General features: G+C 68.5%; 19 protein-coding genes, 1 tRNA gene and 1 pseudogene. 10 read left to right on the top strand and 11 right to left on the bottom strand.

The features are described from left to right. Positions 1-50 precede the first annotated feature (50 nt). Positions 51-1,868 carry a DUF3300 domain-containing protein gene (locus H9658_RS01680; RefSeq protein WP_191824123.1) on the top strand — a complete coding sequence of 606 codons (1,818 nt, stop codon included), beginning with the start codon at positions 51-53 and terminating at the stop codon, positions 1,866-1,868. A 47-nt stretch (positions 1,869-1,915) separates the two neighbouring features. Here H9658_RS01680 and H9658_RS01675 read toward each other — a convergent pair whose 3' ends face one another. Beyond that, positions 1,916-2,908, bottom strand: a complete 993-nt coding sequence (locus H9658_RS01675) for an RluA family pseudouridine synthase (RefSeq protein ID WP_179564973.1) — start codon at positions 2,906-2,908, stop codon at positions 1,916-1,918. Between the two features lie 394 nt (positions 2,909-3,302). Between H9658_RS01675 and H9658_RS01670 the strand changes: the two genes are divergently transcribed. Further along, the gene (locus H9658_RS01670) at positions 3,303-6,911 is read left to right on the top strand and encodes an Rne/Rng family ribonuclease (protein WP_191824122.1); all 3,609 of its coding nucleotides are present in this window, start codon (positions 3,303-3,305) and stop codon (positions 6,909-6,911) included. Positions 6,912-7,095: 184 nt separating this feature from the next. Here H9658_RS01670 and H9658_RS01665 read toward each other — a convergent pair whose 3' ends face one another. From H9658_RS01665 to serS, 5 genes are all read right to left on the bottom strand, one after another. Further along, positions 7,096-7,725 carry a putative glycolipid-binding domain-containing protein gene (locus tag H9658_RS01665; protein WP_318241161.1) on the bottom strand — a complete coding sequence of 210 codons (630 nt, stop codon included), beginning with the start codon at positions 7,723-7,725 and terminating at the stop codon, positions 7,096-7,098. Positions 7,726-7,798: 73 nt separating this feature from the next. Then, complete coding sequence (locus H9658_RS01660) at positions 7,799-8,446, bottom strand: response regulator (protein ID WP_145706360.1); 648 nt, start codon at positions 8,444-8,446, stop codon at positions 7,799-7,801. 484 nt (positions 8,447-8,930) lie between these two features. After that, positions 8,931-9,020: transfer RNA gene (locus tag H9658_RS01655), tRNA-Ser, on the bottom strand. A gap of 128 nt (positions 9,021-9,148) precedes the next feature. Further along, complete coding sequence (locus tag H9658_RS01650) at positions 9,149-10,135, bottom strand: LysR family transcriptional regulator (RefSeq protein WP_179564979.1); 987 nt, start codon at positions 10,133-10,135, stop codon at positions 9,149-9,151. 573 nt (positions 10,136-10,708) lie between these two features. Continuing rightward, positions 10,709-11,989, bottom strand: coding sequence for a serine--tRNA ligase (gene serS / locus H9658_RS01645; RefSeq protein ID WP_191824121.1), 1,281 nt, complete (start codon positions 11,987-11,989; stop codon positions 10,709-10,711). 141 nt (positions 11,990-12,130) lie between these two features. On the opposite strand from serS, the gene H9658_RS01640 reads away from it, so the two are divergent. After that, on the top strand, positions 12,131-12,790 hold the full coding sequence (locus H9658_RS01640; protein WP_191824120.1) for an energy transducer TonB: 660 nt from the start codon (positions 12,131-12,133) through the stop codon (positions 12,788-12,790). Between the two features lie 106 nt (positions 12,791-12,896). Continuing rightward, positions 12,897-13,115: a hypothetical protein gene (locus H9658_RS01635; RefSeq protein ID WP_179564985.1), complete on the top strand. Its 219-nt coding sequence runs from the start codon at positions 12,897-12,899 to the stop codon at positions 13,113-13,115. Positions 13,116-13,194: 79 nt separating this feature from the next. On the opposite strand, the gene aroA is transcribed toward H9658_RS01635, so the two are convergent. Continuing rightward, positions 13,195-14,508 (bottom strand): 3-phosphoshikimate 1-carboxyvinyltransferase, encoded by a 1,314-nt coding sequence (aroA, locus tag H9658_RS01630; protein ID WP_191824119.1) that lies wholly within the window; start codon positions 14,506-14,508, stop codon positions 13,195-13,197. 78 nt (positions 14,509-14,586) lie between these two features. On the opposite strand from aroA, the gene H9658_RS01625 reads away from it, so the two are divergent. Then, entirely contained in the window at positions 14,587-14,937 is a 351-nt protein-coding gene (locus H9658_RS01625) for a hypothetical protein (protein ID WP_191824118.1), read from the top strand. Between the two features lie 61 nt (positions 14,938-14,998). On the opposite strand, the gene pheA is transcribed toward H9658_RS01625, so the two are convergent. Next, positions 14,999-16,192, bottom strand: coding sequence for a prephenate dehydratase (gene pheA, locus H9658_RS01620; RefSeq protein ID WP_191824117.1), 1,194 nt, complete (start codon positions 16,190-16,192; stop codon positions 14,999-15,001). Between the two features lie 78 nt (positions 16,193-16,270). Next, positions 16,271-17,356 carry a 3-phosphoserine/phosphohydroxythreonine transaminase gene (gene serC, locus H9658_RS01615; protein ID WP_191824116.1) on the bottom strand — a complete coding sequence of 362 codons (1,086 nt, stop codon included), beginning with the start codon at positions 17,354-17,356 and terminating at the stop codon, positions 16,271-16,273. A 152-nt stretch (positions 17,357-17,508) separates the two neighbouring features. Here serC and msrP point away from each other — a divergent pair, with 152 nt between their 5' ends. After that, complete coding sequence (msrP, locus tag H9658_RS01610; protein WP_179564992.1) at positions 17,509-18,477, top strand: protein-methionine-sulfoxide reductase catalytic subunit MsrP; 969 nt, start codon at positions 17,509-17,511, stop codon at positions 18,475-18,477. A gap of 139 nt (positions 18,478-18,616) precedes the next feature. Beyond that, positions 18,617-19,246 (top strand): protein-methionine-sulfoxide reductase heme-binding subunit MsrQ, encoded by a 630-nt coding sequence (gene msrQ, locus H9658_RS01605; RefSeq protein ID WP_191824115.1) that lies wholly within the window; start codon positions 18,617-18,619, stop codon positions 19,244-19,246. Here msrQ and H9658_RS23265 read toward each other — a convergent pair. Next, a pseudogene (locus H9658_RS23265) lies at positions 19,215-19,664 on the bottom strand (FHA domain-containing protein); the annotation flags it as partial. The gene msrQ and the pseudogene H9658_RS23265 overlap by 32 nt on opposite strands. A 467-nt stretch (positions 19,665-20,131) precedes the next feature. Between H9658_RS23265 and H9658_RS01595 the strand changes: the two are divergent. Beyond that, the gene (locus tag H9658_RS01595; RefSeq protein ID WP_003473856.1) at positions 20,132-20,407 is read left to right on the top strand and encodes a polyhydroxyalkanoic acid system family protein; all 276 of its coding nucleotides are present in this window, start codon (positions 20,132-20,134) and stop codon (positions 20,405-20,407) included. A gap of 225 nt (positions 20,408-20,632) precedes the next feature. Here H9658_RS01595 and H9658_RS01590 read toward each other — a convergent pair whose 3' ends face one another. Beyond that, positions 20,633-21,352, bottom strand: coding sequence for an FFLEELY motif protein (locus tag H9658_RS01590; protein WP_179564995.1), 720 nt, complete (start codon positions 21,350-21,352; stop codon positions 20,633-20,635). An 87-nt stretch (positions 21,353-21,439) separates the two neighbouring features. Between H9658_RS01590 and H9658_RS01585 the strand changes: the two genes are divergently transcribed. Both H9658_RS01585 and H9658_RS01580 read left to right on the top strand, forming a co-directional pair. Next, on the top strand, positions 21,440-22,714 hold the full coding sequence (locus H9658_RS01585) for a patatin-like phospholipase family protein (protein WP_191824114.1): 1,275 nt from the start codon (positions 21,440-21,442) through the stop codon (positions 22,712-22,714). Between the two features lie 83 nt (positions 22,715-22,797). After that, positions 22,798-23,433 carry a phasin family protein gene (locus H9658_RS01580; protein ID WP_191824113.1) on the top strand — a complete coding sequence of 212 codons (636 nt, stop codon included), beginning with the start codon at positions 22,798-22,800 and terminating at the stop codon, positions 23,431-23,433. Positions 23,434-23,483: the final 50 nt, after the last annotated feature.

The following is a 23,483-nucleotide window of genomic DNA, read 5'->3' as shown; positions in this document are numbered from 1 at the left end:
ACAGAGCATCCTGCGCGCAACTTCCGAACACCACGTCGAAAAGGTGCAGCATGGATATCCGCTCCCTGCCATCAACGAAGTTGACGCTGGCGCTGGTCACCGCGGTGAGCGTGCTGGCGCTGAGTGCGTGCCAACAGCAACCGACGCCTGCACCGGCACCGGCACCGGCCGCGGCGACCGCCGCCGCGCCCGCACCCTACGTGCCGCCCAGCGCCGATCAGTTGTACAAGCTGGTCGCGCCGATCGCGCTGTTTCCCGACAAGCTGCTCGCGCAGACCCTGGCCGCCTCGGTGTATCCGGACCAGGTCGGCGATGCCCAGGGCTGGCTGCATAGCAACAGCGGCCTGGCCGCGGCGGACCGTCTGCAGGCGGCGGCAGCGCAGCCATGGGATCCCAGCGTCAAGGCGCTGATCGCCTTTCCCGACGTGATCGAGCAGTTGGCCAGCAACGGCGACTGGACCCGTGCGCTCGGCGATGCCTATGCGCACGACCCCAACGAGGTGCTCGACGCGATCCAGGTCATGCGCGGGCGGGCGCAGGCGCAGGGCCATCTGCGCAGCACGCCGCAACAACGGGTGCAGGTGGTGCAACGCACAGTGGTGGAACCGGCCTATGAAGACGAGCGGATCCCGCCGCCGCGCCAGACCATCGTCATCGAACCGGCGCAGCCGGATGTCGTCTATGTGCCGCGCTACGATCCGGACGTGGTCTACGGCGCCCCGGTCGACGTGTACCGCGAGTACCGCTACCGTCCGCGGTACTACAGCGAAGGCGATCTGGTGACCGCCGGCATCATCTCCTTCGGCGTCGGCGTGCTGGTCGGCGACGCGCTGGAACACCATCACCACGGCCCGCTGGGCTGGCTGGAACCGGAACCGGCCTGGCACCGCTGGGGCTGGAACAGCTGGGGCATGAACTGGAACGCCCCGCCCTCGGCACCGCACTACGTGGTCTACCAGAACCGCGTGTACGCGCCGCGTACCACCATCATCAATAACAACATCACCAATAACATCAGCAACAACCGGATCGACGCGCGCAGCTTCGTGCACAACGACAACCGCAGCTTCCCGCAGCGGGCAGCGCTGGCGGCGATGCCTGCGGCGGCCGCCACTGCCGCGTTGGCGCCGCATCTGGCCCAGAACCCGCGCGGCCCCACGCCGCAGTTCGCACCGGCGGCGGCGGCGCGCCACCCAGTCGACTATGCACAGCTGTCCACGCCGCATTTCAACGAACGGATGCTGCAGCCGGGTCGTCCGGTCGTGGCCAATGCGGCGCAGCGGTCGCCGCTGCCCGGGCTGAACGGCCCGAACGCAATGAGTGCCGCACGCGATGCGCGTGCGCAGCCGCCCTTCGCGCAACCGCCGCACGCGCCGATGCCGATGTCCGCGGCCGATTCCCGCCATGCCATGCCGATGGCCAACGCTGCCGCAGCGCCGCGCCGCGACATGCCGCAGGCGCCGCGCGCCAACGCGCCGATGCCGATGGGAAACATGCAGATGGCGCATGCCGCACAGCCGCGGGCGATGTCGATGCCGGCACCGCACCACGAGGATCCGCGTGCGCAGCAGGCCCGATTCGCCCAGCCCGAGCCGGCACGGCAGGCGCCGCACCAGTTCGCCGCGTTCAATGCGCAGCAGCCGGCACCCGCGCACCGGGAGGCACCGATGCGCGAGTTCCCTGAGCGCGTTCAGGCCATGTCGCGACAGGAACAGCAGCGGCCGCCGATGCAGGAGCAGCGCATGGCGCGGGTCGCATCGCCGCGGCCGCAGCCGATGCACGCGACCGAGCCGCGCCCCGCTTCGCGTCCGCCACAAGCGCATTCCGAGCCGCACCACGAGCACGACCACGAAAAGCACAACGGATAGACGGCACCGGCGGGCGGCGTACACACCGCCGCCCGTCCGCGCCTGGCTCAGCCGCCCAGGCGGCTCAGCGCCTCGGCCAGTTCGTCGGCCAGCGGCGCATTCAGCAGATACGGGGTCTTGCCGCCGTCGAGAGTGAATTCCAGCGACGCGGCATGCAGGAACAGGCGCTTGAGCCCGATCTGCTCGCGCAGGCGCTTGTTGACCGCCGGATCGCCGTACTTGTCGTCGCCGGCGACCGCATGCCCCAGGTGCTGGGCATGCACGCGGATCTGGTGGGTGCGGCCGGTCTCGATCCGCACCTCGCAATAGGAATGCCCGCCGCGCCGCTCCAGCACCCGGAAATGGCTCAGCGACTCCTTGCCGGCCGCGTTCACCTGCACATGGCGCTCGCCGCCCTGGCGCAGGCCGATGTGCAGCGGCGCATCCACGCTCATCACCCCGTCGGGCATGCGCCCGACCAGCAGGGTCAGGTAGCGCTTGCTGATGCCGCGGCCCTCGACCCGGTCGTCCTCGCGCATCAGCGCCTGCATCTCGGTCAGCGCCGAGCGCTTCTTGGCCACGATCAGCAGCCCGGAGGTGTCGCGGTCGAGCCGGTGCACCAGTTCCAGGGTCTGGTTCGGGCGCAGGGCGCGCAAGGTCTCGATCGCGCCGAAGCTGATCCCGCTGCCGCCATGGCTGGCGACCCCGGACGGCTTGTTCAGCGCCAGCAAGCGGGCGTCCTCATAGACGATCGCCGCCTCCAGCCGGGCCATGAACGCGTCCGGCGGCGCGGTCTTCTCGCCCTCCTCGTGCAGCTTCACCGGCGGGATGCGCACCTCGTCGCCCGCCTCCAGCTTGCGCTCGGCCTTGGTGCGGCCGCCGTTGACCCGGACCTGGCCGCTGCGCATCAGCTTGTAGATCAGGCTGCGCGGGGCGCCCTTGAGCTGGCCGAGCAGGAAATTGTCTACACGCTGTCCAGCCCTGTCTTCCGGGACCTTGAGAATGCGCACCGCGCTGGTTGCGACGTCGCGCGGCTTGGGAGGGATCGGGGAAGAAGTCATCAGGCAGTTTATTCTGTTACACTCGGGGGGCGAGATAAGGGTTTGATTTCGTTGGAAGTTAGCTCAGGGCCAGAAGCCCGGCTTGCGACGATTCCGGCACAGTGCGCGACCACCGCCCCCGGGGCGGCCATGTTAGCGGCTCACCGGCCTACCCGGCCATCGCCGGATGCCACAAGCGTCCGCGCTGAACATGCCCCGTGCGGCGCCCAGCCTGGCTGGAGTCGCCGCCGGTCCTGAACCACCTAAAAGAAAGAAGCGCTCCCGCGGCTCGCCGTGGTGTCGTAGCGCTGGAAACCCAAGCCGCCCTCCCCGCGCCTGCGCGATGGGCGGCGAAGCGTGACCAGAAGCGAAACCCCATGGCGTTCCGCGCGGTAGCAGCGCGAGGAACGCAACAATGAAGCGAATGCTGATCAACGCCACGCAGGCGGAAGAACTGCGTGTGGCCATCGTGGACGGCCAGACCCTGTACGACATCGACATCGAGCAGCCGTCCAAGGAACAGAAGAAGTCCAACATCTACAAGGGCCGGATCACACGGCTCGAACCCTCGCTCGAAGCCGCCTTCGTCGAATACGGCGGCGAGCGCCACGGCTTCCTGCCGCTGAAGGAAATCTCCCGCGACTACTTCCAGGCCGGCGTCGACCACAACAAGGCGACGATCCGCGAACTGCTGCGCGAGGGCCAGGAGGTGGTGGTCCAGGTGGACAAGGAAGAACGCGGCAACAAGGGCGCCGCGCTGACCACGTTCATCTCGCTGGCCGGGCGCTACATGGTGCTGATGCCGAACTCGCCCAGCGCCGGCGGCGTCTCGCGCCGGATCGAGGGCGAGGACCGCGCCGCGCTGAAGGAAGCGCTGGACAAGCTGAATATCCCCGACGACATGGGCGTGATCATCCGCACCGCCGGCGTCGGCCGCGATGCCGAAGAACTGCAGTGGGACCTGGACTACCTGCTGCAGGTGTGGAAGTCGATCGCCGAGGCCGCGCTGGCCAAGCCGGCGCCGTTCCTGATCTACCAGGAATCGCGGCTGATCATCCGCGCCCTGCGCGACTACCTGCGCGCCGATATCGGCGAGATCCTGGTCGATACCCCCGAGATGTACGGCGATGCCCAGGAGTTCATGCAGCAGGTGATGCCGCAGAGCCTGCGCAAGCTCAAGCACTACACCGACGACATCCCGCTGTTCAACCGCTTCCAGATCGAATCGCAGATCGAGGCGGCCTACGAGCGCAGCGTGCGCCTGCCGTCCGGCGGCTCGATCGTGGTCGACCAGACCGAAGCGCTGACCGCGGTGGACGTCAACTCCTCGCGCGCGACCAAGGGCAGCGACATCGAGGACACCGCGTTCCAGACCAACCTGGAGGCCGCCGAAGAGGTGGCGCGCCAGCTGCGCCTGCGCGACCTCGGCGGCCTGGTGGTCATCGACTTCATCGACATGGCCTCCAACAAGCACCAGCGCGAGGTCGAGAATCGCCTGCAGAACGCGCTCAAGTACGACCGCGCGCGGGTGCAGATTGGCCGCATCTCGCGCTTCGGCCTGCTCGAAATGAGCCGCCAGCGCCTGCGTCCGTCGCTGGGCGAGTCCAGCCAGATCGTGTGTCCGCGCTGCGACGGCCATGGCCGCATGCGCAGCGTCGAGTCGATGTCGCTGTCGATCATCCGCGTCGCCGAAGAGCATGCGATGAAGGAGAACACCGGACAGGTGCTGGTGCAGGCCCCGGTGGAGATCGCCAACTACCTGCTCAACGAGAAGCGCCGCGCGCTCAGCGAGATCGAGAAGCGCCACGACGCGCCGATCGTCATCGTCGCCGACGAGCAGCTGCACACCCCGCACTACGAAGTGACCCGCCTGCGCGAGAACGAGCTCGGCGAGGAAAGCGCCAAGCCCAGCTACCAGCGCAACACCCCGCGCAAGCTGCCGGTGCATGCGCTGACCAAGGCGCAGCTGAATATTCCGGCGCCGGCGGTGACCAACGTGAAGCACTCGCAGCCGGCCCCGGTGCGCGAAGTGGTCGAGGCACCGGAACCGGTCGCTGCGCCCGTGCAGGTCCAGGCACCGGCGCCCGCCCCGGTCGCGGCTCCGGCCACCGGCGTGGTCGGCTGGCTGAAGCGGATCTTCGGTGCCGGCGAAAGCCCGGCGCCGGCCCCGGCCGCGAGCGAGCCGGCACAACGCCAGCGTGCCCATGACGGCAACCGCAACCGCAACGACCGCGGCGACCGCAACGCGCGTCGCGACGGCGGCAACCGCAACGGCGGCCAGGGCGGCAATGCCGCGCGCGGCAACGGCGGCAACGTGCGCCGCGACGAGCGTCGTCCAGGCAACGGCGGCGGCAACCCGCAGGGCGGCCAGCAGAACCTTGCGCCCAAGCCGCCGCGCAACGAGCAGGCGCCACAGCAGGCCAAGCCGCAGCAACAGAACCCGCAGCAGCAGCCGAAGGCGCCGAAGCAGCAGCAGCCGCAGAACCCGCCGCGCCAGCCCAAGCCGCAGCAGGATCCGGCGCAGGCCGCCCTGCAGGGCGACAAGCCGCAGCGTCAGCCGCGCCAGGATGAAGTCGCGGCCAAGCCCGTTACCGCACCTGCCGCCGCAACGCAGGACGCCACCACGATCGCGGCCGCTGCCGTGGCCGGCGGTGCCGTCGCGCTGAGCGGCGATGCGCCGGCCAGCGAGGCCAACACCACGGCCTCGACTCCGGTGACGGCACAGCCGAACCCGGCACCGGCAGGCGTCGACGAGCGCGAGAGCGTTGCGGAAACCGCGCAGGCCGTACCGGTCGGCGAGAACGGCGAAGCCGACGACGCCAATGGCGAGGCCGGTGGCCGCCGCCGCCGCGGCCGTCGTGGCGGCCGTCGCCGTCGTCGCGGCAATGGCGAAGCCGGCAGCGGCAGCGAGGGTGCAGCGTTCGACGACAACGACCTGGATGCCGGCGACAGCGACGGCGACGGCGAAACCGCGCCGGCGCCGAGCCGCAGCCAGCCGGAGTTCGACTTCGACGACGACGCAGCGCCCGCCGAGGCCGCCGAGGCCAAGCCGCAGCAAGCGCCGCGTGCGCCGCGGGAGAAGCGCGAGCCGCGGCCGCCGCGTCACGAGCAGGCCGCCAGCGCCCCGGCGCCGGTCGTCGCAGCTGCAAGCGTGGTGCCGCAGGCCGAGGGCGATACTGCCCCCGCGCAGCAGGTCGCACCGGTCGCCGCAACCGCAGCGCCGCAGACCGAGGACCGCACCGTGCAGGTGCAGGCCGCGCCGGTGGCCGCAGCCGCAGCGATCGCAACCACGCCTTCCGTTGCCGAGACGGCGGCGGTCGACGCAGCATCGGTCGGTACCGCGCAGGCGGAAACGGTGGCGCCGGTAGCGGCGGCACCGCTGCCGTCCGTCGTCGCCGAGGCGCCAGCGGCGCGTTCCGAGGCCGCGACTGCCGCGGAGCCTGCTCCGTCGATCGTCACCGAGTCGGCCGCTTCCGCAACGGCGTCTCCGGAAACCATCGAGGACGCACTGCAGCCGACACCGGCGCCGATCGTCGAGCAGCCCGTCCCGGCCGCCACGACCAGGCGCGACGCCGGAATGGAGACTGTTGCAGCGCCGGCCGCGCCGGTCGCGGAACCGGTCACGGCATCCACGACAGACAGCAAGCCGCAGCAGGACGCCACGACCACGACGCAGCAACCGCTCGCCGAGGAAGAAGCGCCCAGCAAGCCGGCTTACGTACCGGTGCAGACCACCCTGCTGGACGTCTTCCATGAAGAGCAGCCGGCCGCCGCGGTCGAACCGACGCAGGTGCACGCGCCGGTCGCTGCTGCTCCGGTGTCGGACAGGGACAGCGCCGAAAGCCGCCACGTCGGCGATGCCGAACCGGCACCTGCCGCTGCGGCTGGCAATGGCCTGTTCGATGCGCCGCCCGCTGCTCCGGCAGACGCGCCGGTCAGCGTCGCTCAGCACCAGCCGCATGCCAGCAAGTCCGGCGAAGGCGAAAGCGACGACGACAAGGAGCACAAGGAACGCGCCAGCTGATCCGGCGCCGTTCTTCGCAGCAGAAAAAAGCGGCCTTCGGGCCGCTTTTTTTGTCTGGGCGTGGATCCATCTCTATTCGCGCACCACATCTTGGCCGTGGGCAGCTTGGGCGCACGCGATCGGAGCGGACCGAACACGGAATCGGGAACCGATGGCGGGAGACGCTCGCCGTTGGAGCGACCGCTCAGGCCTCTGCGGTCCAGAGCCCCGGATAGTCGCGCACGAAGCCCTCGCCGGTCGCATGCAGCGTCGCCGAATAACCGAAGCGCTTCGCTTGGTAGGCGTAGGCATCGTCGGCGGTGCGCGCGTAGCGCTGCATGAGCTCGCTGAGCGTGCCGCCGCCGTCGAGGTCGACCCAGGCCGCCGGGGCGTCGGCGCCCTCGCCCACTGCCAGGCGGAGCCGGCGCAGTTGCAGCAGGTTGGTGGCCGGCGTGAAGCCGAGGTCGAGGTCGATGCAGTGCGACACGTCGGCCACCGGCCGGCCGTTGAGCGTCCAGTGGCCACGCGCATCGCGCGCGATCGCGAGGTCGACCGTCCCGCCGCCGAGCCAGCCGCGCACGGTGCCCCATTGCGTGTGCCAGTGCAGATCGCATTGCACGCGGTACTGCAACTGGCCGATGCGGCCATGTTCGAGGCGGAACACGGCGGCGCCGTCGAGCTGCCATGCGCTGGCGTTGCGCTGCAGCCGGCAAGCGTCATGGCCCGGTGCGTCGAGCCTGCGCCACAGGATGGAGGCAACGATTTGCATGCCGCGGATGATGCCGGGGGCGGACACCCGAAGCAAACCCTGCAAACTGGCGACGTCCGACGGCACCGCATGCACACGCCGGACACAAAAAAAGCGACCCGTCAGGTCGCTTTCCTTTGCGCAAGGAAAATCCGTGGCGCTACAGCGGATGCGCCGGATCCAGCAGACCGTACTGTGTCGCCAGCCGCGCCAGCGCGATGTTGTCGTGGATGCCGACCTTCTCGAACAGCCGCGCCTTGTGCGTGTTGACCGTCTTGGCGCTGAGGCTCAAACGCTTGGCGATGTCTTCCTGACGCAGTCCGCGGGTTAGCAGCAGCGCGACTTCCAGTTCGCGCGGAGACAGCGCATCGAACGGCGAACCGCCGCCTTCCAGATTGGCCAGTGCCAGGTTCTGCGCGATGTTGGCACCGAGATAGCGCTTGCCCATCGCCACGTCGCGCACCGCGCGCAACAGCTCCTGCGCGTCGCCGGCCTTGCCCACATAGCCGGACGCACCGGCCTCGAGCAGGCGCTTGGGCAGCGGACCGTCCTCCAGCACCGACACGATGATGACCTTGGTGCCGTGATCGCCCTTGACGATGCGCTCGGTGACCTCGAGCCCGCTGACGCCAGGCATGTGCAGATCGCAGAGCACGATGTCCGGCTTGAGCTGGCGGATCTGCGGCATCGCGGCCTCGCCGCTCTCGGCCTCACCGACGATCTCGATATCGGTCTGATTCGAAAGGATCAGCTTCATGCCGGTACGGACAAGAGCGTGATCGTCGACCAAAAAAACTCTAATGGCCATCTCGTATAACCCCAACGCAGCGAACGCCGCATAGTCAGACTAGCGGCGTGAATTGTTCAGGGCAACTACAATTTGTAGACAAAATCATCCAGACTTCACAGCCTGCTCAGCTAGCCACGCCGCACTGTCATCATGCTGAAAAAAACACCACACCGAGCTTACTCAAGGCTCGGCACGCAGGGCGAGTGACCAGCCTGTTCGCTCCTCTAGGAAAGCGCGGCGGTACCTGCGTCAGGCAAGCGCAGTATCGCGGCCAACCCGCGACAACGTTATCAGGACAAAGCCTGATGTCGGGTCAGATTTTCCTGACCTCGCTCGACCCGAAATCCGAGTTTCGATGCAACAGTTGTACGCCGTACCGAAGCGGAATTTTCTGACGCTCCACAACGACCACATGTCAGGCGTGCATGGCGCATGCAACCAGCGCAATCGCACGCGCAAAGGGCGCGCTCGGCGCTTGTCGAAGAAACAGGGTCGAACCGACTGGCGGAGAGAGTGGGATTCGAACCCACGGAAGGTTTGACCCTTCGCCGGTTTTCAAGACCGGTGCCTTAAACCGCTCGGCCATCTCTCCGATTGCGACTACACCACTTCACGCTGCATGCCAGATTGCCTGGCATGCGCTTGCAACTGATTAGAACGGCTCACAGCGTTGGCGTAGCGCTGCTGCCGCGCATTTTCGCACGACCGCGCCGGTTTTGCTCAGCCGGCCTCGACCGCCATCGCGCCCAGGGTCGAATGCTTGACCTTGATCCGCTCCGGGCAGCCGCTGCAGTCCAGGCGCGAGGCCTCGATCTGGCGCGGCAGGTGCTCGGCGAGGAAGTCGATGAACACGCGCACCGCCGGCAACAGGCCGCGGCGCGAGGCGAACACGGCGTGACAGATGCCCTGCGGCAGCGACCATTCCGGCAGTACCACTTCCAGTTCGCCGTTGCGCACCGCGTCGGCGCAGACCGTTTCGGGCAGCAAGGTGATGCCGAAACCGTCCTTGACCATCGACTGCAGCAACGGGAAATCGAAGCCGGCCACGCGCGGCTGCAGGTCGACGCGGCGCACTTCGCCGGCCGGTCCGTGCAGTTCCCAGCGTTGCCGCGCCTCGTCCTCGCTGATGCTCAAGGTCACGTGCGAGGCCAGCTCTTCCGGATCCTTGGGACGCCCGGCGCGGTCGAGATACTTGGGGCTGGCGACCAGCAGTTCCTGCACCTGGCCGAAGCTGCGCATCACCAGGCTGCCGTCGTCGTCCAGGCGCGAGCGCACCCGCAGCGCGACGTCGTAGCCTTCGTTGATGATGTCCACGCGGCGGTTGCTGATGTTCAACTGCAGGCGCACTTTCGGGTACTGGTCGAGGAACATCGGCAGCAGCTTGGGCAGCTGCATCTGCGCCAGCGACACCGGCACGCTGACCCGTACCAGACCGCGCGGCTCGGCGCTGAGCCGATCCACCACCTCGCGCGCGGCCTGCGCCTCGGCCAGCATCGTCTGCGCGTGGCGATGCACGCTCATGCCCAGGTCGGTGACCGCGAAGCGGCGCGTGGAGCGCTGCAGCAGGCGCACGCCCAGATCGGTTTCCAGCTGGCTGATGCGGCGGCTCAGGCGCGACTTGGGAATGCCCAGGGCGCGCTCGGCGGCGGCGAAACCGCCGTGATCGACCACCATCGCAAAGTAGTACAGGTCGTTGAGATCGTGCATGTTCTTTCGATATTTAGAACGATGGATGAAATCGCGTTGGATTCATTCTACTCCCACAACGATCCGGGCTGTGCAATCGGGCCTGCCTGGCATGACGCATCCCCGAGCGCGTCGCGGCGGCCCGTCCGGCAGCAACGACGCAGCAGCTCCCGGTTCGCGACAGAGTGATCACGTGAACGCCCTGCCCCGGCCCTGAGCCTTGCATCGGCACGTGGCTGTTGGGTCGTTCGCAGCCATTCAAGCATGCAGCAACACCGGCGTCTTGGTTGCCGGTGCGCCGATGCGATCGAATGCGCCTGACCCTAACGCAGACGAGCGACGTGCCAGGGATGCCAGGTCGGATGGAAATCTTGCCTGGGGGCGGGCGAATGCGCAGCCACCGCATCCGCACAGCGGCAAGGCACAGGACGCCACGCCGGAGCGGCTTTCGTCAACCGGCAACGACGGCGGGAGCGAGGTCAGTCGCGACAGGCGTTCCCGGCAATGCCCGTCGCGACTGACCTCGCTCCCGCACTTACCGCCGGAGACTGCCGCAAGACCGGCCGCCGCGCCGCCTGCGCAGGGGCCTGAAGCTCAACCGATGCGGTCGATACCGCCCATGTACGGACGCAGCGCGTCGGGTACGTCGATCGAGCCGTCGGCGTTCTGGTAGTTCTCCATCACCGCGATCATCGCGCGGCCGACCGCAGTGCCGGAGCCGTTGAGCGTGTGCAGCAGTTCCGGCTTGCCGGTGGCGGGATTGCGCCAGCGCGCCTGCATGCGCCGCGCCTGGAAATCGCCGCAGTTGGAACACGAGGAGATCTCGCGGTAGGTCTGCTGCGACGGCAGCCACACTTCCAGGTCGTAGGTCTTGGTCGCCGAGAAGCCCATGTCGCCGGTGCACAGCAGCACCTTGCGGTACGGCAGCCCCAGCGTTTCCAGCACCACTTCGGCACAGCGCGTCATGCGCTCGTGCTCGGCAGCGCTGTCCTCGGGACGGCAGATGCTGACCAGTTCCACCTTCTCGAACTGGTGCTGGCGAATCATGCCGCGCGTGTCGCGGCCGCCGCTGCCGGCCTCGGAGCGGAAGCACAGCGAGTGCGCGGTCATGCGCAGCGGCAGGCGCTCGGCCTCGACGATCTCGTCGCGGACCAGGTTGGTCAGCGAGATCTCCGAGGTGGAGATCAGGTAGCGCTTCTGCTCGCCGAGCTGGGTGGCGAACATGTCCTCTTCGAACTTGGGCAGCTGGCCGGTGCCGTACAGGCTGTCGGCGTTGACGATCACCGGCACGTTGATTTCCTGGTAGGCGTGCGGACCGGTATGCAGGTCGAGCATGAACTGCGCCAGCGCGCGGTGCAGGCGCGCGATCGGCCCGCGCAGCACGGTGAAACGCGCGCCCGACAGCTTGGCCGCGGTCTCGCCGTCCAGCCAGGCATGGCGCGCGCCCAGTTCCACATGATCCTTGACCTCGAAATCGAAGGCGCGCGGCGTGCCCCAGCGCTGCACCTCGACGTTGTCGGCCTCGTCCTTGCCGGCCGGCACGTCGGCCTGCGGCAGGTTGGGAATCTCCAGCGCCAGCGTCTCCAGCTGCGCGCGGATTTCGTCCAGGCGCTGTTCGGAGGCCTTCAGTTCGTCGCCGACTCCGGCGACTTCGGCCATCAGCGCGGCCACGTCCTCGCCCTTGGCCTTGGCCTGGCCGATCGCCTTGGAACGGCTGTTGCGCAGGCTCTGCAATTCCTGGGTACGCACCTGGATGCGCTTGCGGTCGGCCTCCAGCGCTTCCAGGGCGGCCACGTCCAGCGCATAGCCGCGGCTGGTGCGCAGGCGCTCGGCGAGGTCGGCGGGCTGTTGGCGGAGCAGGACGGGATCGAGCATGGGCGCGGCACGTGGATGGATCGGAGCCGCGCATTATCGCCTGTCGGCCGCGCTTTTGCCGAAACAGCCAGGCTGCGCCGCGCTGCGCACCCGATTAACCGCGGCTATGCCAGAATCCAGCGGTTCCCTACGGTGAGTCCCATGTCCACGTCGCCTCCGTCCTCCAACACCGGCATCGTGCTGCGCCTGCCGCGCCGCCTCCTCGTGATCGTCGGCATCGCCTTCTGCGCAGGGCTGCTGCTGTTCCTGGCGGTATGGCTGGTCGGGCGCAAGGACAACGACTTCTACAAGCCGCAGCCGGCGCAGGTGCAGCAGGATGCGGCAGAGATCAAGCCGCTGCCCGAACCCCTGCCCGCCGGCAGCGGCGCCAGCGACATGCCGCAGGCCAAGCCGCCGGCAGCGGAAGAAGCGCCGAAACTGGTGGAGACCGCGCCGCCGGCCCCGCCGCCCGCCGATGCGATGGCGCCGGTGCCCGGCGGCACCGAAGGCGCTGCTGCGGGAACCAACGCCACCGCACTGGCACCGGGCGATCGTCCGGTGCCGCTGGACGGGCAACCGCCGCCGCGCTATCCGTCGGCGGCCTTGCGCCGCGGCGACAGCGGCACGGTGGTGGTGCGGGTCGAGGTGGACGCCAGCGGCAACCCCGGTGGCGTGGCCCTGGTCAAGCGCAGCGGCTCGCGCGAACTGGATCGCGCCGCGATGGAAGCCGTGCGTCGCTGGCGCTTCCGCCCGGCGCAGCAGAAGGGCCAGGCGGTCGCCGGCAGCCTTGAGATTCCGTTCGACTTCAAGCCGGCTCAGTAAGCTGAACAAAGCTTGCGGCGCGCGCTGCGCGTTCACAGGTGGCTGACACACCTTGAACAGGATCGAGGCAAGACTGGTCGCGTCCTCAAGACGCAGGAGCACGACCATGTCGAGACCGCACGATACCCAGGAGCTGTACACGCGGGAAAACGACACCAAGGCCCGTTCGCATGCCCACCGGGGTTCGCCTTGGGCATGGATCCTTGTCGTCGCGCTGGTGCTGGCCGCCGGCGGCTGGTGGCTCAGCCGCGATCGCGGCGACGACATGCCTACCAATGTCCCCGCGCCGGCGACGCCTGCCAACGATCCTCCACGCGCTCCGTAGCGACGCGCTCGCCGGACCGCCTTGCGGCCGGCAAACGATGCACGCGTCGCGGCCTGCGCCTGGCAGGCCGCGGCCCCTCTCAACCGGCAGCGACCAGCCCGAATCCGGCATTGCGCGCCAGCGTGTCGAAGCCCGGGAACGAGGTCGCCACGTTGGCCACATCGTTGATCCGCACCTCGCCATCGGCCAGCTGGCCGGCAATCGCGAACGCCATCGCGATGCGATGGTCGCCATGGCTTTCGATCACCCCGCTACCCAGCGGGCCGCCATGGATCGTGGCGCCATCGGCCGTCTCGTCGACGACGATGCCAAGGCTGCGCAGACCGGTGGCCATCGCGGCCAGGCGATCGGATTCCTTGACCCGCAGCTCGGCCGCGCCGGTGACCACGGTCTGGCCCTGCGCTGCGGCGGCAGCGACGAACAGCGCCGGGAACTCGTCGATCATGTCCGGCACCACCGCTTCGGGAATCTGCGCTCCGCGCAATGGCGCGTAGCGCACCCGCAGATCGGCCACCGGCTCGCCGCCGTGTTCGCTGTGATTGTGCTCGACGATGTCCGCGCCCATCAGCCGCAGCGCCGCGAGCAGGCCGGTGCGGCGCGGATTGAGGCCGACCGCGCGCAGGGTGATGTCCGAACCCGGAACGATGCTGGCGGCGACGATGAAGAACGCCGCCGAAGAGAAATCGGCAGGCACCGCGATGTCGGTGGCGCGCAGCCGCTGGCCGCCACGCAGGCGCGCCTGGCCGGGTTCGAACGCGATCTCCACGCCGAACGCGGACAGCATCCGCTCGGTGTAGTCGCGGGTCGGATGCGGTTCCTGCACCGAGGTGACGCCGTCGGCATACAGCCCGGCCAACAGCACCGCCGACTTGACCTGGGCACTGGCCACCGGCGAGGCGAACTCGATGCCGTGCAAGGGCTGCCCGCCATGGATACGCAGCGGCGGCACGCCGTTGGCGTCGGTGTCGATGCGCGCGCCCATCAGCGCCAGCGGCTCGGTCACGCGGCGCATCGGCCGCTTGGACAGCGACGCGTCGCCGACCAGCACGCTGTCGAACGGCTGCGCCGCCAGCAAACCAGCGAGCAGGCGCATGCCGGTCCCGGCATTGCCGCAATCCAGCTCGCCCTGCGGCGCCTGCAAGCCATCGACGCCGACACCATGCACGATCCGCTGCGACGGCGACGGCGTCTCGATCCTGACCCCGAGCCTGGCGAAGATCGCCGCGGTCGACCGCGTGTCCTCACCCTCCAGGAACCCATCGATATGCGACACCCCATCGGCCAGCGCCGCGAACATCACCGCCCGATGCGAGACCGACTTGTCGCCCGGCACATTCAACGTCCCCTGCAAGGCAGAGCCCTTCGTCGCGATCCAGTACTGCTCGTTGCTCATCACCGTTCCTGAGATTGCCGTCGTCACCCGCAAGCGGGCCCCGCGCTGTTGATCTTGTTGTTGCAGCCGATTCCACTGTTGCTGCTGCTGTTGCTTTTGCTGCTGTTGCTTTTGCTGCTGTTGCTTTTGCTGCTGTTGCTTTTGCTGCTGCTGTTGCTGATGTTGTTGTTGCTGTTGTTGCCCTTCGCTTTTCAGGGGTCCCCATTGAGGGTCGGCGAGCGGCCTGGGAAGAACCCCGCAGGGGCGGCGCGCAGGATGCGCGACGTTTTTCGCTGGCACATGGATGTGCCATCGAAAAATCCCAGGTTGCTCGCGGACCCCGCGCGCAGCGCGGGGCGACCCGACTGGGGCGGCCTTTCTTTTGCTTACTTTTCTTTGGCCGTACAAAGAAAAGTAAGTCGCGCAACGCGCGAAAGCCTTTGCTTCTAGCTCCGGCTTCTAGCTCTGGCTTTGGTTTCCAGCTAAAGCCGCCCGTAAGCAAACCATCAGATCAGGGCACCGCCACCGGATACGACCCCAACACCTTGATCTGCGCCGAATGCGCCTTCAACTCCGCCAGCGCCTGCTTCATCGACTCGTCCTCCACATGCCCAGCCAGATCGATGAAGAACCCATACTCCCACTTCGCCTGATGCGAAGGCCGCGACTCGATCCGGTTCATGCTGATCCCATGCCGCGCGAACGGGCTCAGCACATCGAACAGCGCACCCGGCTTGTCGTGGATGAACACCAGCACCGACGTCCGATCGTGCCCCGACGGCGGAAAGATCTGCCGGCCGATCACCAGAAAGCGCGTCGTGTTGTCGTCGTCGTCCTCGATCGACTTCATGATCACCTTCTTCAGCGCATACACATGCGCCGCACTCTCCCCGCCGATCGCCGCCGCATCCTCCGCATTGCGTGCGCGCCGCGCGCCCTCGGCATTGCTCGACACCGGAATCTTCTCCACCTTCGGCAGGTGCGCGCGCAGCCAACCCGCGGTCTGCGCGAACGACTGCGGATGCGCATAGATGCGCTCGATCGCATCGAGCCGGCCGGTGCGCGACAGCAGATACTGGTGCACGCGCAGCTCGGTCTCGCCGCAGATCTTCAGGTTCGAGGTCAGGAACATGTCCAGCGTGACCTGGATCGTGCCCTGCCCGGAATTCTCGACCGGCACCACGCCGAAATCGGCGTTGCCGCTCTCCACTTCCTGGAACACCTCCTCGATCGTCGCCATCGGCAGGCCCACCGCCGAACGGCCGAAATGCTTGAGCACCGCCTGCTGGCTGAAGGTGCCTTCCGGACCGAGATAGCCGATCTTCAGCGGCTCCTGCTGCGCCAGGCAGGCGGACATGATCTCGCGGAACACGTGCACCAGCACTTCGTCGCTGAGCGGCCCCTGGTTGCGGTCCACCACCATGCGCAGCACCTGCGCCTCGCGCTCGGGACGGTAGTAGTCCACCGCTGCGGCGAGCTTGCCCTTGGCCTTGCCGACCTGGTGCGCGAACTGCGCGCGCTCGGCGATCAGCGCCTGGATGGTGCGGTCGATCTGGTCGATCTTGGCGCGCACGTCGGCCAGCGCCGGCGCCGCCGCGGCGGGCTCGGCGATCGCCGTCGATTTCGGCTTGTCCGGCTTGGCCTTCCTGGTCGGCTTGCTCGATTCGGCGTCAGCGGTTCGGGATTTGTTCGGCTTTGCGGCCATGGATCGTGGTTCCTCGATGTTCCGGAGCGCCTGTGAAGCATCCGGTCGCGGCTGAAGCCGCTCCTACAGGGGGACGGCTCAGCCGTTGCGTTGCTGGAAGTCGCGCATGAAGGTGACCAGCGCCTGCGCGCCGGCCACCGGCATCGCGTTGTACAGCGAGGCGCGGATGCCGCCGACCGCCTTGTGTCCTTTCAGCGCCAGCAATCCGGCCGCCTTGGATTCGGCGACGAAGCGCGCGGTGAGGGTCTCGTCCGGCAGGAAGAACGGGATGTTCATCCGCGAGCGCGCATCGGCCACCACTTCGTTACGGTAGAAGCCGCCGGAGCCGTCGATCGCCGCGTACACCAGCGCCGACTTGGCCTGGTTGCGGCGCGCGAATTCCTCCACCCCGCCCTCGGCCAGCATCCACTTGAACACCAGCCCTGCCAGGTACCAGTTCCAGGTCGGCGGCGTGTTGAGCATGGAATCGCGCGCGGCGTGCGAGCGGTAGTCGAAGATGTCGGCGCGCGGCTGGCCGCTGCGCTGCAACAGGTCCTTGCGGATGATGACCACCGCCACCCCGACCGGCCCCAGGTTCTTCTGCGCGCCGGCGTAGATCACCGCGTACTTGGACACGTCGATCGGCTCGGCGGCGATGCTGGAACTGAAGTCGGCGAACAGCGGTACCGCGCCCACGTCCGGCGCGTCGCGGAATTCGACGCCGTGGATGGTCTCGTTGGCGGTGATGTGCACGTAGGCGGCATCGGCGCTGAGCTGCCAGCTGTCGCGCGGCGGGATGTCATGGAAGCCGCCGGCCTCGCTGCTGGCGGCGACGTGCACGTTGGCGTACGGGGTGACCTGCTTGATCGCGGTCTTGCCCCAGTGCCCGGTGACCACGTAGTCCACGGTCTGCCCGGGCGCGGCGAAATTCAGCGCCAGCAGCGCCTGCTGGGTGGTGGCGCCGCCGGACAGGAACAGCACCGCGTAGTCGTCGGAGATGCCGATCAGGCGCCGCAGGTCGGCTTCGGCCTCGGCCGCCACCGCCATGAACTCGGCGCCGCGGTGGCTCAACTCCACGATCGAGGCGCCTACGCCGTTCCACTCCAACATCTCCGCCTGCGCCTGGCGCAGGACCGATTCCGGCAATGCAGCGGGGCCGGCACTGAAATTGAACGCGCGTGTCATGGGGCACCTATCGGACAAGACGCCTAGTATGCCGCAGCGCACCAGCTTGCGGCCCGGGCAATTTAGGTTGCATTTGCATCCATTGGCCCGGCGCAAGCGTAGTCTTTGCCAAGAAGCCGCCAACGGTCGCCCGCCCCCTCCAGGAGTCAGCCATGTCATTGCGCGATGCGCTCAACATCCCCAGCCGCGAGATCACCGACGAGGCGGTCTACCGCGATCGGCGACGCCTGCTGCAGGCCCTGGCGCTGGCGCCGGCGATGGGCCTGGTCGGCTGCGCCGAGGCCGAGCCGCCGGCCCCGCCGAAGACCGTGGTGACCCCGGAGCAGGCGCGCAGCGGCTTTCGCACCAGCGAAGAACTGACCCGCTACGAGGACGTCACCAGCTACAACAACTTCTACGAATTCGGCACCGACAAGACCGATCCGTCGAAGGCGGCCAAGACCCTGCGCACCGCGCCGTGGTCGGTGAAGGTCTCCGGCGAATGCGAAAAGCCCGGCACCCTGGCGCTGGACGACCTGCTCAAGGGCAGCAGCCCGGAGGAGCGCATCTACCGGCTGCGCTGCGTCGAGGGCTGGTCGATGGTGATCCCGTGGCTGGGGGTACCGCTGGCCGCGGTGCTCAAGCGCTTCGCACCGACCTCCAAGGCCAAGTACGTCGCCTTCACCACGCTGGCCGATCCGCAGCAGATGCCCGGCATCCGCTACCGCTCGATCGACTGGCCTTACAAGGAAGGCCTGCGTATCGACGAGGCGATGAACCCGCTGACCCTGCTCGCCACCGGCCTGTACGGCAAGCCGCTGCCGCAGCAGAACGGCGCGCCGCTGCGGCTGGTGGTGCCGTGGAAATACGGCTTCAAGAGCATCAAGTCGATCGTCGAGATCCGCTTCGTCGAACGCATGCCGGAAACCGCCTGGCACGAGTTGCAGGCCTCCGAGTACGGCTTCTTCTCCAATGTCAATCCGGCGGTGGACCATCCGCGCTGGAGCCAGAAGACCGAACGCCGCATCGCCGGCAAGGCCAGCAAGCTGTTCGCCGAACGCATCCCGACCCGCCCGTTCAACGGCTATGCCGAGCAGGTCGCGGGGATGTACGCGGGGATGGATCTGAAGAAATGGTATTGAGTAGAGACTGGGAATGGGGAACCGGGAATCGGGAATGGGAAAAGCGTGGCGCCTGGTTGTGCTGCGGAACGCCATGCAGCCTGGGCGCGCCGCGGTTGCGGTTCGCGCCTGTCGCTCCAACGCGGCTCGATGATGGCGCATGGCTAAGACATCCGCTTCGTTGATCGCGGCCAAGACGCTGGTGCATGCGCTCGCGCTGGCGCCGCTGGCCTATCTGGGCTGGCAGTTCTGGCAGGTGTGGCAGAGCGGCAGCGATGCGCTCGGTGCCGATCCGGTCGCCGAGATCGAGCACCGCACCGGGCTGTGGGCACTGCGCCTGCTGCTGCTGACCCTGGCGATCACGCCGCTGCGGCAGCTGAGCGGGCAATCGGTGCTGCTGCGCTTCCGGCGCATGCTCGGGCTATATGCGTTCTTCTACGCCTGCGTGCACCTGGGCGTGTATCTGGGTCTGGACCTGCGCGGGTACTGGGCGCAGATCTTCGAAGAGATCGTCAAGCGTCCCTATATCACCGTCGGCTTCCTCGCCTGGCTGCTGCTGATCCCGCTGGCGATCACCTCCACCCAGGGCTGGATGCGCCGGCTCAAGCGCAACTGGGGCAAGCTGCACAAGGCGATCTACGCGATCGGCGTGCTCGCGGTGCTGCATTTCTGGTGGCTGGTGAAATCGGACATCCGCGAACCGCTGCTGTACGCGGCGATCCTGGCGCTGCTGCTGGGCTGGCGCGGCTGGCGGGCGCTCAGCGCGCGCCGAACCACAGCAGCCCGCTGAGCGCGGCCGCCAGCAGCAAGGCGCTGAGCAGCAGCCACGGCCAGCGCAGCGCGGTGGCCGGGCGCGGTGCGGGCTCCGCTGCGGCAGCCAGCGGGACGCTGGCCGGATCGTGCTTCAGCGGTTCGCCGGCCGCCGCCTGCGGCACTTCCAGCACGAAGCGGTGTTGCGTGTCGAACACCAGTTGGTCGCCAGGCTGCAGCCAGCAATCGCGTACCGCATTGCCGTTGACCTGGGTCTGCGCATCGCCGAGCCCGCGCAGCAGCACGCGTTCGCCATGGCGCTCCAGGCGCGCGTGGCGTTCGGCGAAAGCGGGATCGTCGATGCAGATATCGCAGTCGCGCAGGCGGCCGATGCTGCGCACCCGGTCCAGGGTATAGCTGCGGCCATGATGCTGGCCGCCGACCCCGCGCAACACCAGCCGCGGATCGTCGCCCTCGCCTTCCGCCGCATCGGGCAGGCGCTGCAGCGGCTCGCACACGCCCCGGACCACCATTTCCACGCCATCGGCATAGACCGCATCGCCGGCGCGCAGCAGCGCCATGCGCCGCACCGGACGCCCGTTCACGTGGATGCCGCGGACGCCGTTGGCCACCTGCAGCCACAGCCCGCGCCGGTCCAGGCAGAACTGCGCCAGCAGCAGCGCGCCCTGGGTGTCGTCGACCACGCGCACATGCCCGGACGCCTGCCGCACGATGCGGTGCACGCCCGCGCGCAAGGGCCGGTCGGGTTGCTGGCGGTTGCTGAAATGGACTTGCAGGTCGGGCACGGCGGGGAGCCTAGCAGGTTGCCCGCGCTTGAAGAAGCGCGCCGCACCTGGACAACACTCCGCGCATACGCACAATGCCTGATCTTTTCCGCGGGCCGCATGCCCGCACAGGAGCCAGCATGTCCAGCATCGACATCCGCCACGACCACGGCAAGACCCCCGCACAGGCGCGCAAGGCGATCGAAGACGCCGCCAAGAAGCTGTCCGAACGTTTCGACCTGGAATCGCGCTGGGACGGCGATGCGCTGCTGTTCTCGCGCTCCGGCGTGGACGGGCGCATCGAACTGCTGCCCAAGCAGGTGCACGTCACCGCCGAGCTGGGCTTCCTGCTGTCGGCGCTGAAAGGCACGGTGGAAAGCGAGATCCGCCGCGTGCTGGCGGAAAAGCTGGGCTGAGCGGCAAAGCCCTTCTCCCGTCGGGAGCGGGGTTGTGGGGTGAGGGTCCGGCGCGAAGCGGCTCGCTGTGTTTGGGCGCGCGAGGCTTCGCCCGTACCCTCATCCGGCCCTGCGGGCCACCTTCCCCCGAAAAGGGGGCCATGGTCCCGATGGGAGAAGGGAACAACCGCAGCGCTTTAGCCCCTCTCCCACCGGGAGAGGGGTTGGGGTGAGGGTCCGGCCCGCTCAGTCGAACGCGAACGGCTGCGGGTGCCCGGCGAACAGGCGCCGCGAGACTTCGCGCTCCGTGGTCTCGATGTCGCCGATGAAGCCTTCCGCGTCGCCAAGCTTGGAGAACGCGTCGAAACCGCGTTCCAGGAACCCCTGCAGCTCCGACAGCCCCGCCGCCTTGGCCGGGCCGCGCGCGAAGCGCAGCAGCATGCGCACGCCGGGGGTGTGCACCGCGGTGGCCAGGCCCAGGCCGACGCTGGCGATCAGGTCGATCTGATGCAGGCGCAGGCGGCGCAGGCCGGTGTGCCGGTAGGCCTCGGCGTACAGCTCGTCGTCCAGGCGCTTGCGGCGCGGCGCCAGCGCCTGCAGCGCTTCGGCCATGCGCAGGTCCAGCGCGTGGGTCAGCACGCCCAGCTCGATGCCGTCGGCGACCGTGTCCAGCAGCGTGGCCGGCATCAGCCGCTGCATCATCGGCAGCACCTTGACGATGTCGGCATCGCGCCGGCTGAAATCGCGGTCGCCATAGACGTCGGTCAGGAAGAACATCGCCGCCGGGCGCCGCTGCGGGTCCTCCAGGAAGTGTTCGAAGCTGCGCTCCAGCCGTTGCGTCTGCCAGCGCCGCAGTTCCTGCAGCCAACGCAGCGCATTGCGCGGCTCGTGCGCCGGATCGTGCACGGCCTGATGCCACGCCAGACGGCGGCCGAGTCGTTCCAGGACGGGATTGCTGCGCGCCATGGGCGCCGATGATGCTGGTCGCCGCGCGTGACCGCAAGCATCATGCCGCTCGGCTACACTCCGGCCAACGCCCTTCGCGGACCGCGCATGCTTTCCCTCCACAGCGCCTCGCCACGCCCCCGTTCCCACGGCCGTATCGGCCTGGCCATCGCCGGCGGCGGCCCGATCGGCGGCATGTACGGACTCGGCGCGCTGCGCGCGCTGGACGAGGCCCTGGACGGACTCGACCTGACCCGGCTGGATTGCTACGTCGGCGTCAGTTCCGGCGCGTTCCTGACCGCCGGCCTGGCCAATCGCATCAGCAGCGCCGAGATCTGCCGGATCTTCGTCACCGGCAACAGCGACGATGCGCACTTCCGGCCAGAGGATTTCCTGCGCCCCAACGTCTATGAATACCTGCGCCGCGCCGCGACCCTGCCCAAGCTCGCCTACGGCTGGTGGCACGACCTGCTGACCGAGCCGCGCAAGACCCGCTGGTCGGATCTGATCACCCGCTTCGGCGGACTGGTGCCCAGCGGGCTGTTCGACAACGCCGGGGTCGAGCGCTTCATGCAGGACGTGTTCAGCCGCCGCGGCCGCAGCAACGATTTCCGCGCGCTGGACACCGACCTGTTCGTGGTCGCGGTGGACCTGGACAGCGGCCGCACCGTGCGCTTCGGCGAATCGGGCCTGGACCAGGTGCCGATCTCGCTGGCGGTGCAGGCCAGCGCCGCGCTGCCGGGGCTGTACCCGCCGGTGGAGATCGACGGCCACCACTACGTCGACGGCGCGCTGCGGCGCACGATGCATGCCTCCACCCTGCTGGAGCGCGGCATCGACCTGATGATCGGGATCAACCCGCTGGTGCCCTACGACGCGACCCACGCGCCGCGCCGCAACGGCCAGATCGACCGCGCGCGGCTGCTCAACGGCGGCCTGCCGGCGGTGCTGTCGCAGACCTTCCGCACCCTCCTGCAGTCGCGCATGCAGGTAGGGCTGGAGAAGTACGCGCGGCAATATCCGCGCGTGGACCAGCTGGTGTTCGAACCCAACGCCGACAACAGCGAACTGTTCTTCACCAATCTGTTCAGCTATGCCGCACGCCACCGCGTCTGCCAGCTGGCCTATCGCAACACGCTGGCCGACCTGCGCCGCAACGCCGACGTGCTGGAGCCGATGCTGGCCGCGCACGGCATCGCGCTGCGCCACGACATCCTCAACGATCGCCAACGCACCTTCATCGACGGCGTGGACGTGCAGCAAGGGCGCACCACCGAAACCACCGCGCGCCTGCGCCGCGCGCTCGACGACGTCGACCAGGTCATTGCGCGGCGCCGCGCCACCCGCCGCACCCGGCGCGCGCCGCCGCTTTCCGCCGACTGAGGCGCCGGCGCTGGTGTGATTACTCTAACCAACGCCGTGAGTCTCGAATCCAGCCACCCAACCGCCGAAGGAACCGCACCGTCATGGCCACCCTGAAGAAATCCGCACGCAAGAAGAAGTCTGCCGCCGCTGCCGACGAGGGCCTGCAGGCGCAGGCGGAAAAGCTGTCCAAGCGTCTGGGCGAATCCGCGCAGCAGGTGTGGCTGGCCGGGGTCGGCGCGTTCGGCCGTGCCCAGGCCGAAGGCGGCAAGCTGTTCGAAACCCTGGTCAAGGAAGGCCTGACCCTGGAGCAGAGCACGCGCAAGCTGGCCGGCGGCGGCGTCGATGCGGTGCGCGACGTGGTGGAGAACCGGGTCGGCCAGGCGCGCGAGCGCGCCGCCGACACCTGGGACCGATTGGAGAAGGTGTTCGAGGACCGGGTGCAGCGCGCGTTGCGCAGACTGGAAGTGCCCAGCCGCGAAGACCTCGGCACGCTGGTCGACCGCGTAGACGCTTTGAATGCCGAACTGCGCAACCTCGGCAGCGGCCGTCGCGCACGCCAGGCGCCGGGCAAGGCGCCGGCAGCCAAGAAGGCGGCAAAGACCGCCGCGCCCAAATCCCGCCCGGCCAAGCAGGCAGCGCCGGCGCGACGCCGTGCCGGTCCGGTCGTGGCCAGCGCCGCGCCCGCGCCGAAACGCGCCAGCCGCAAGCGTGCAGCGGCACCGGCAGCGGCCGAATAAGGTTTTGTTGCAAAGCAGCAGATTTTTTCCGACAATCGGGACGGACCCGC

It is taken from the genome of Xanthomonas bonasiae (assembly GCF_014836395.1).
Classification (GTDB): Bacteria; Pseudomonadota; Gammaproteobacteria; order Xanthomonadales; family Xanthomonadaceae; genus Xanthomonas_A; species Xanthomonas_A bonasiae.
Note: the sequence above shows the minus strand (reverse complement) of the source record. Positions and strands in the feature narration are given on the sequence as shown.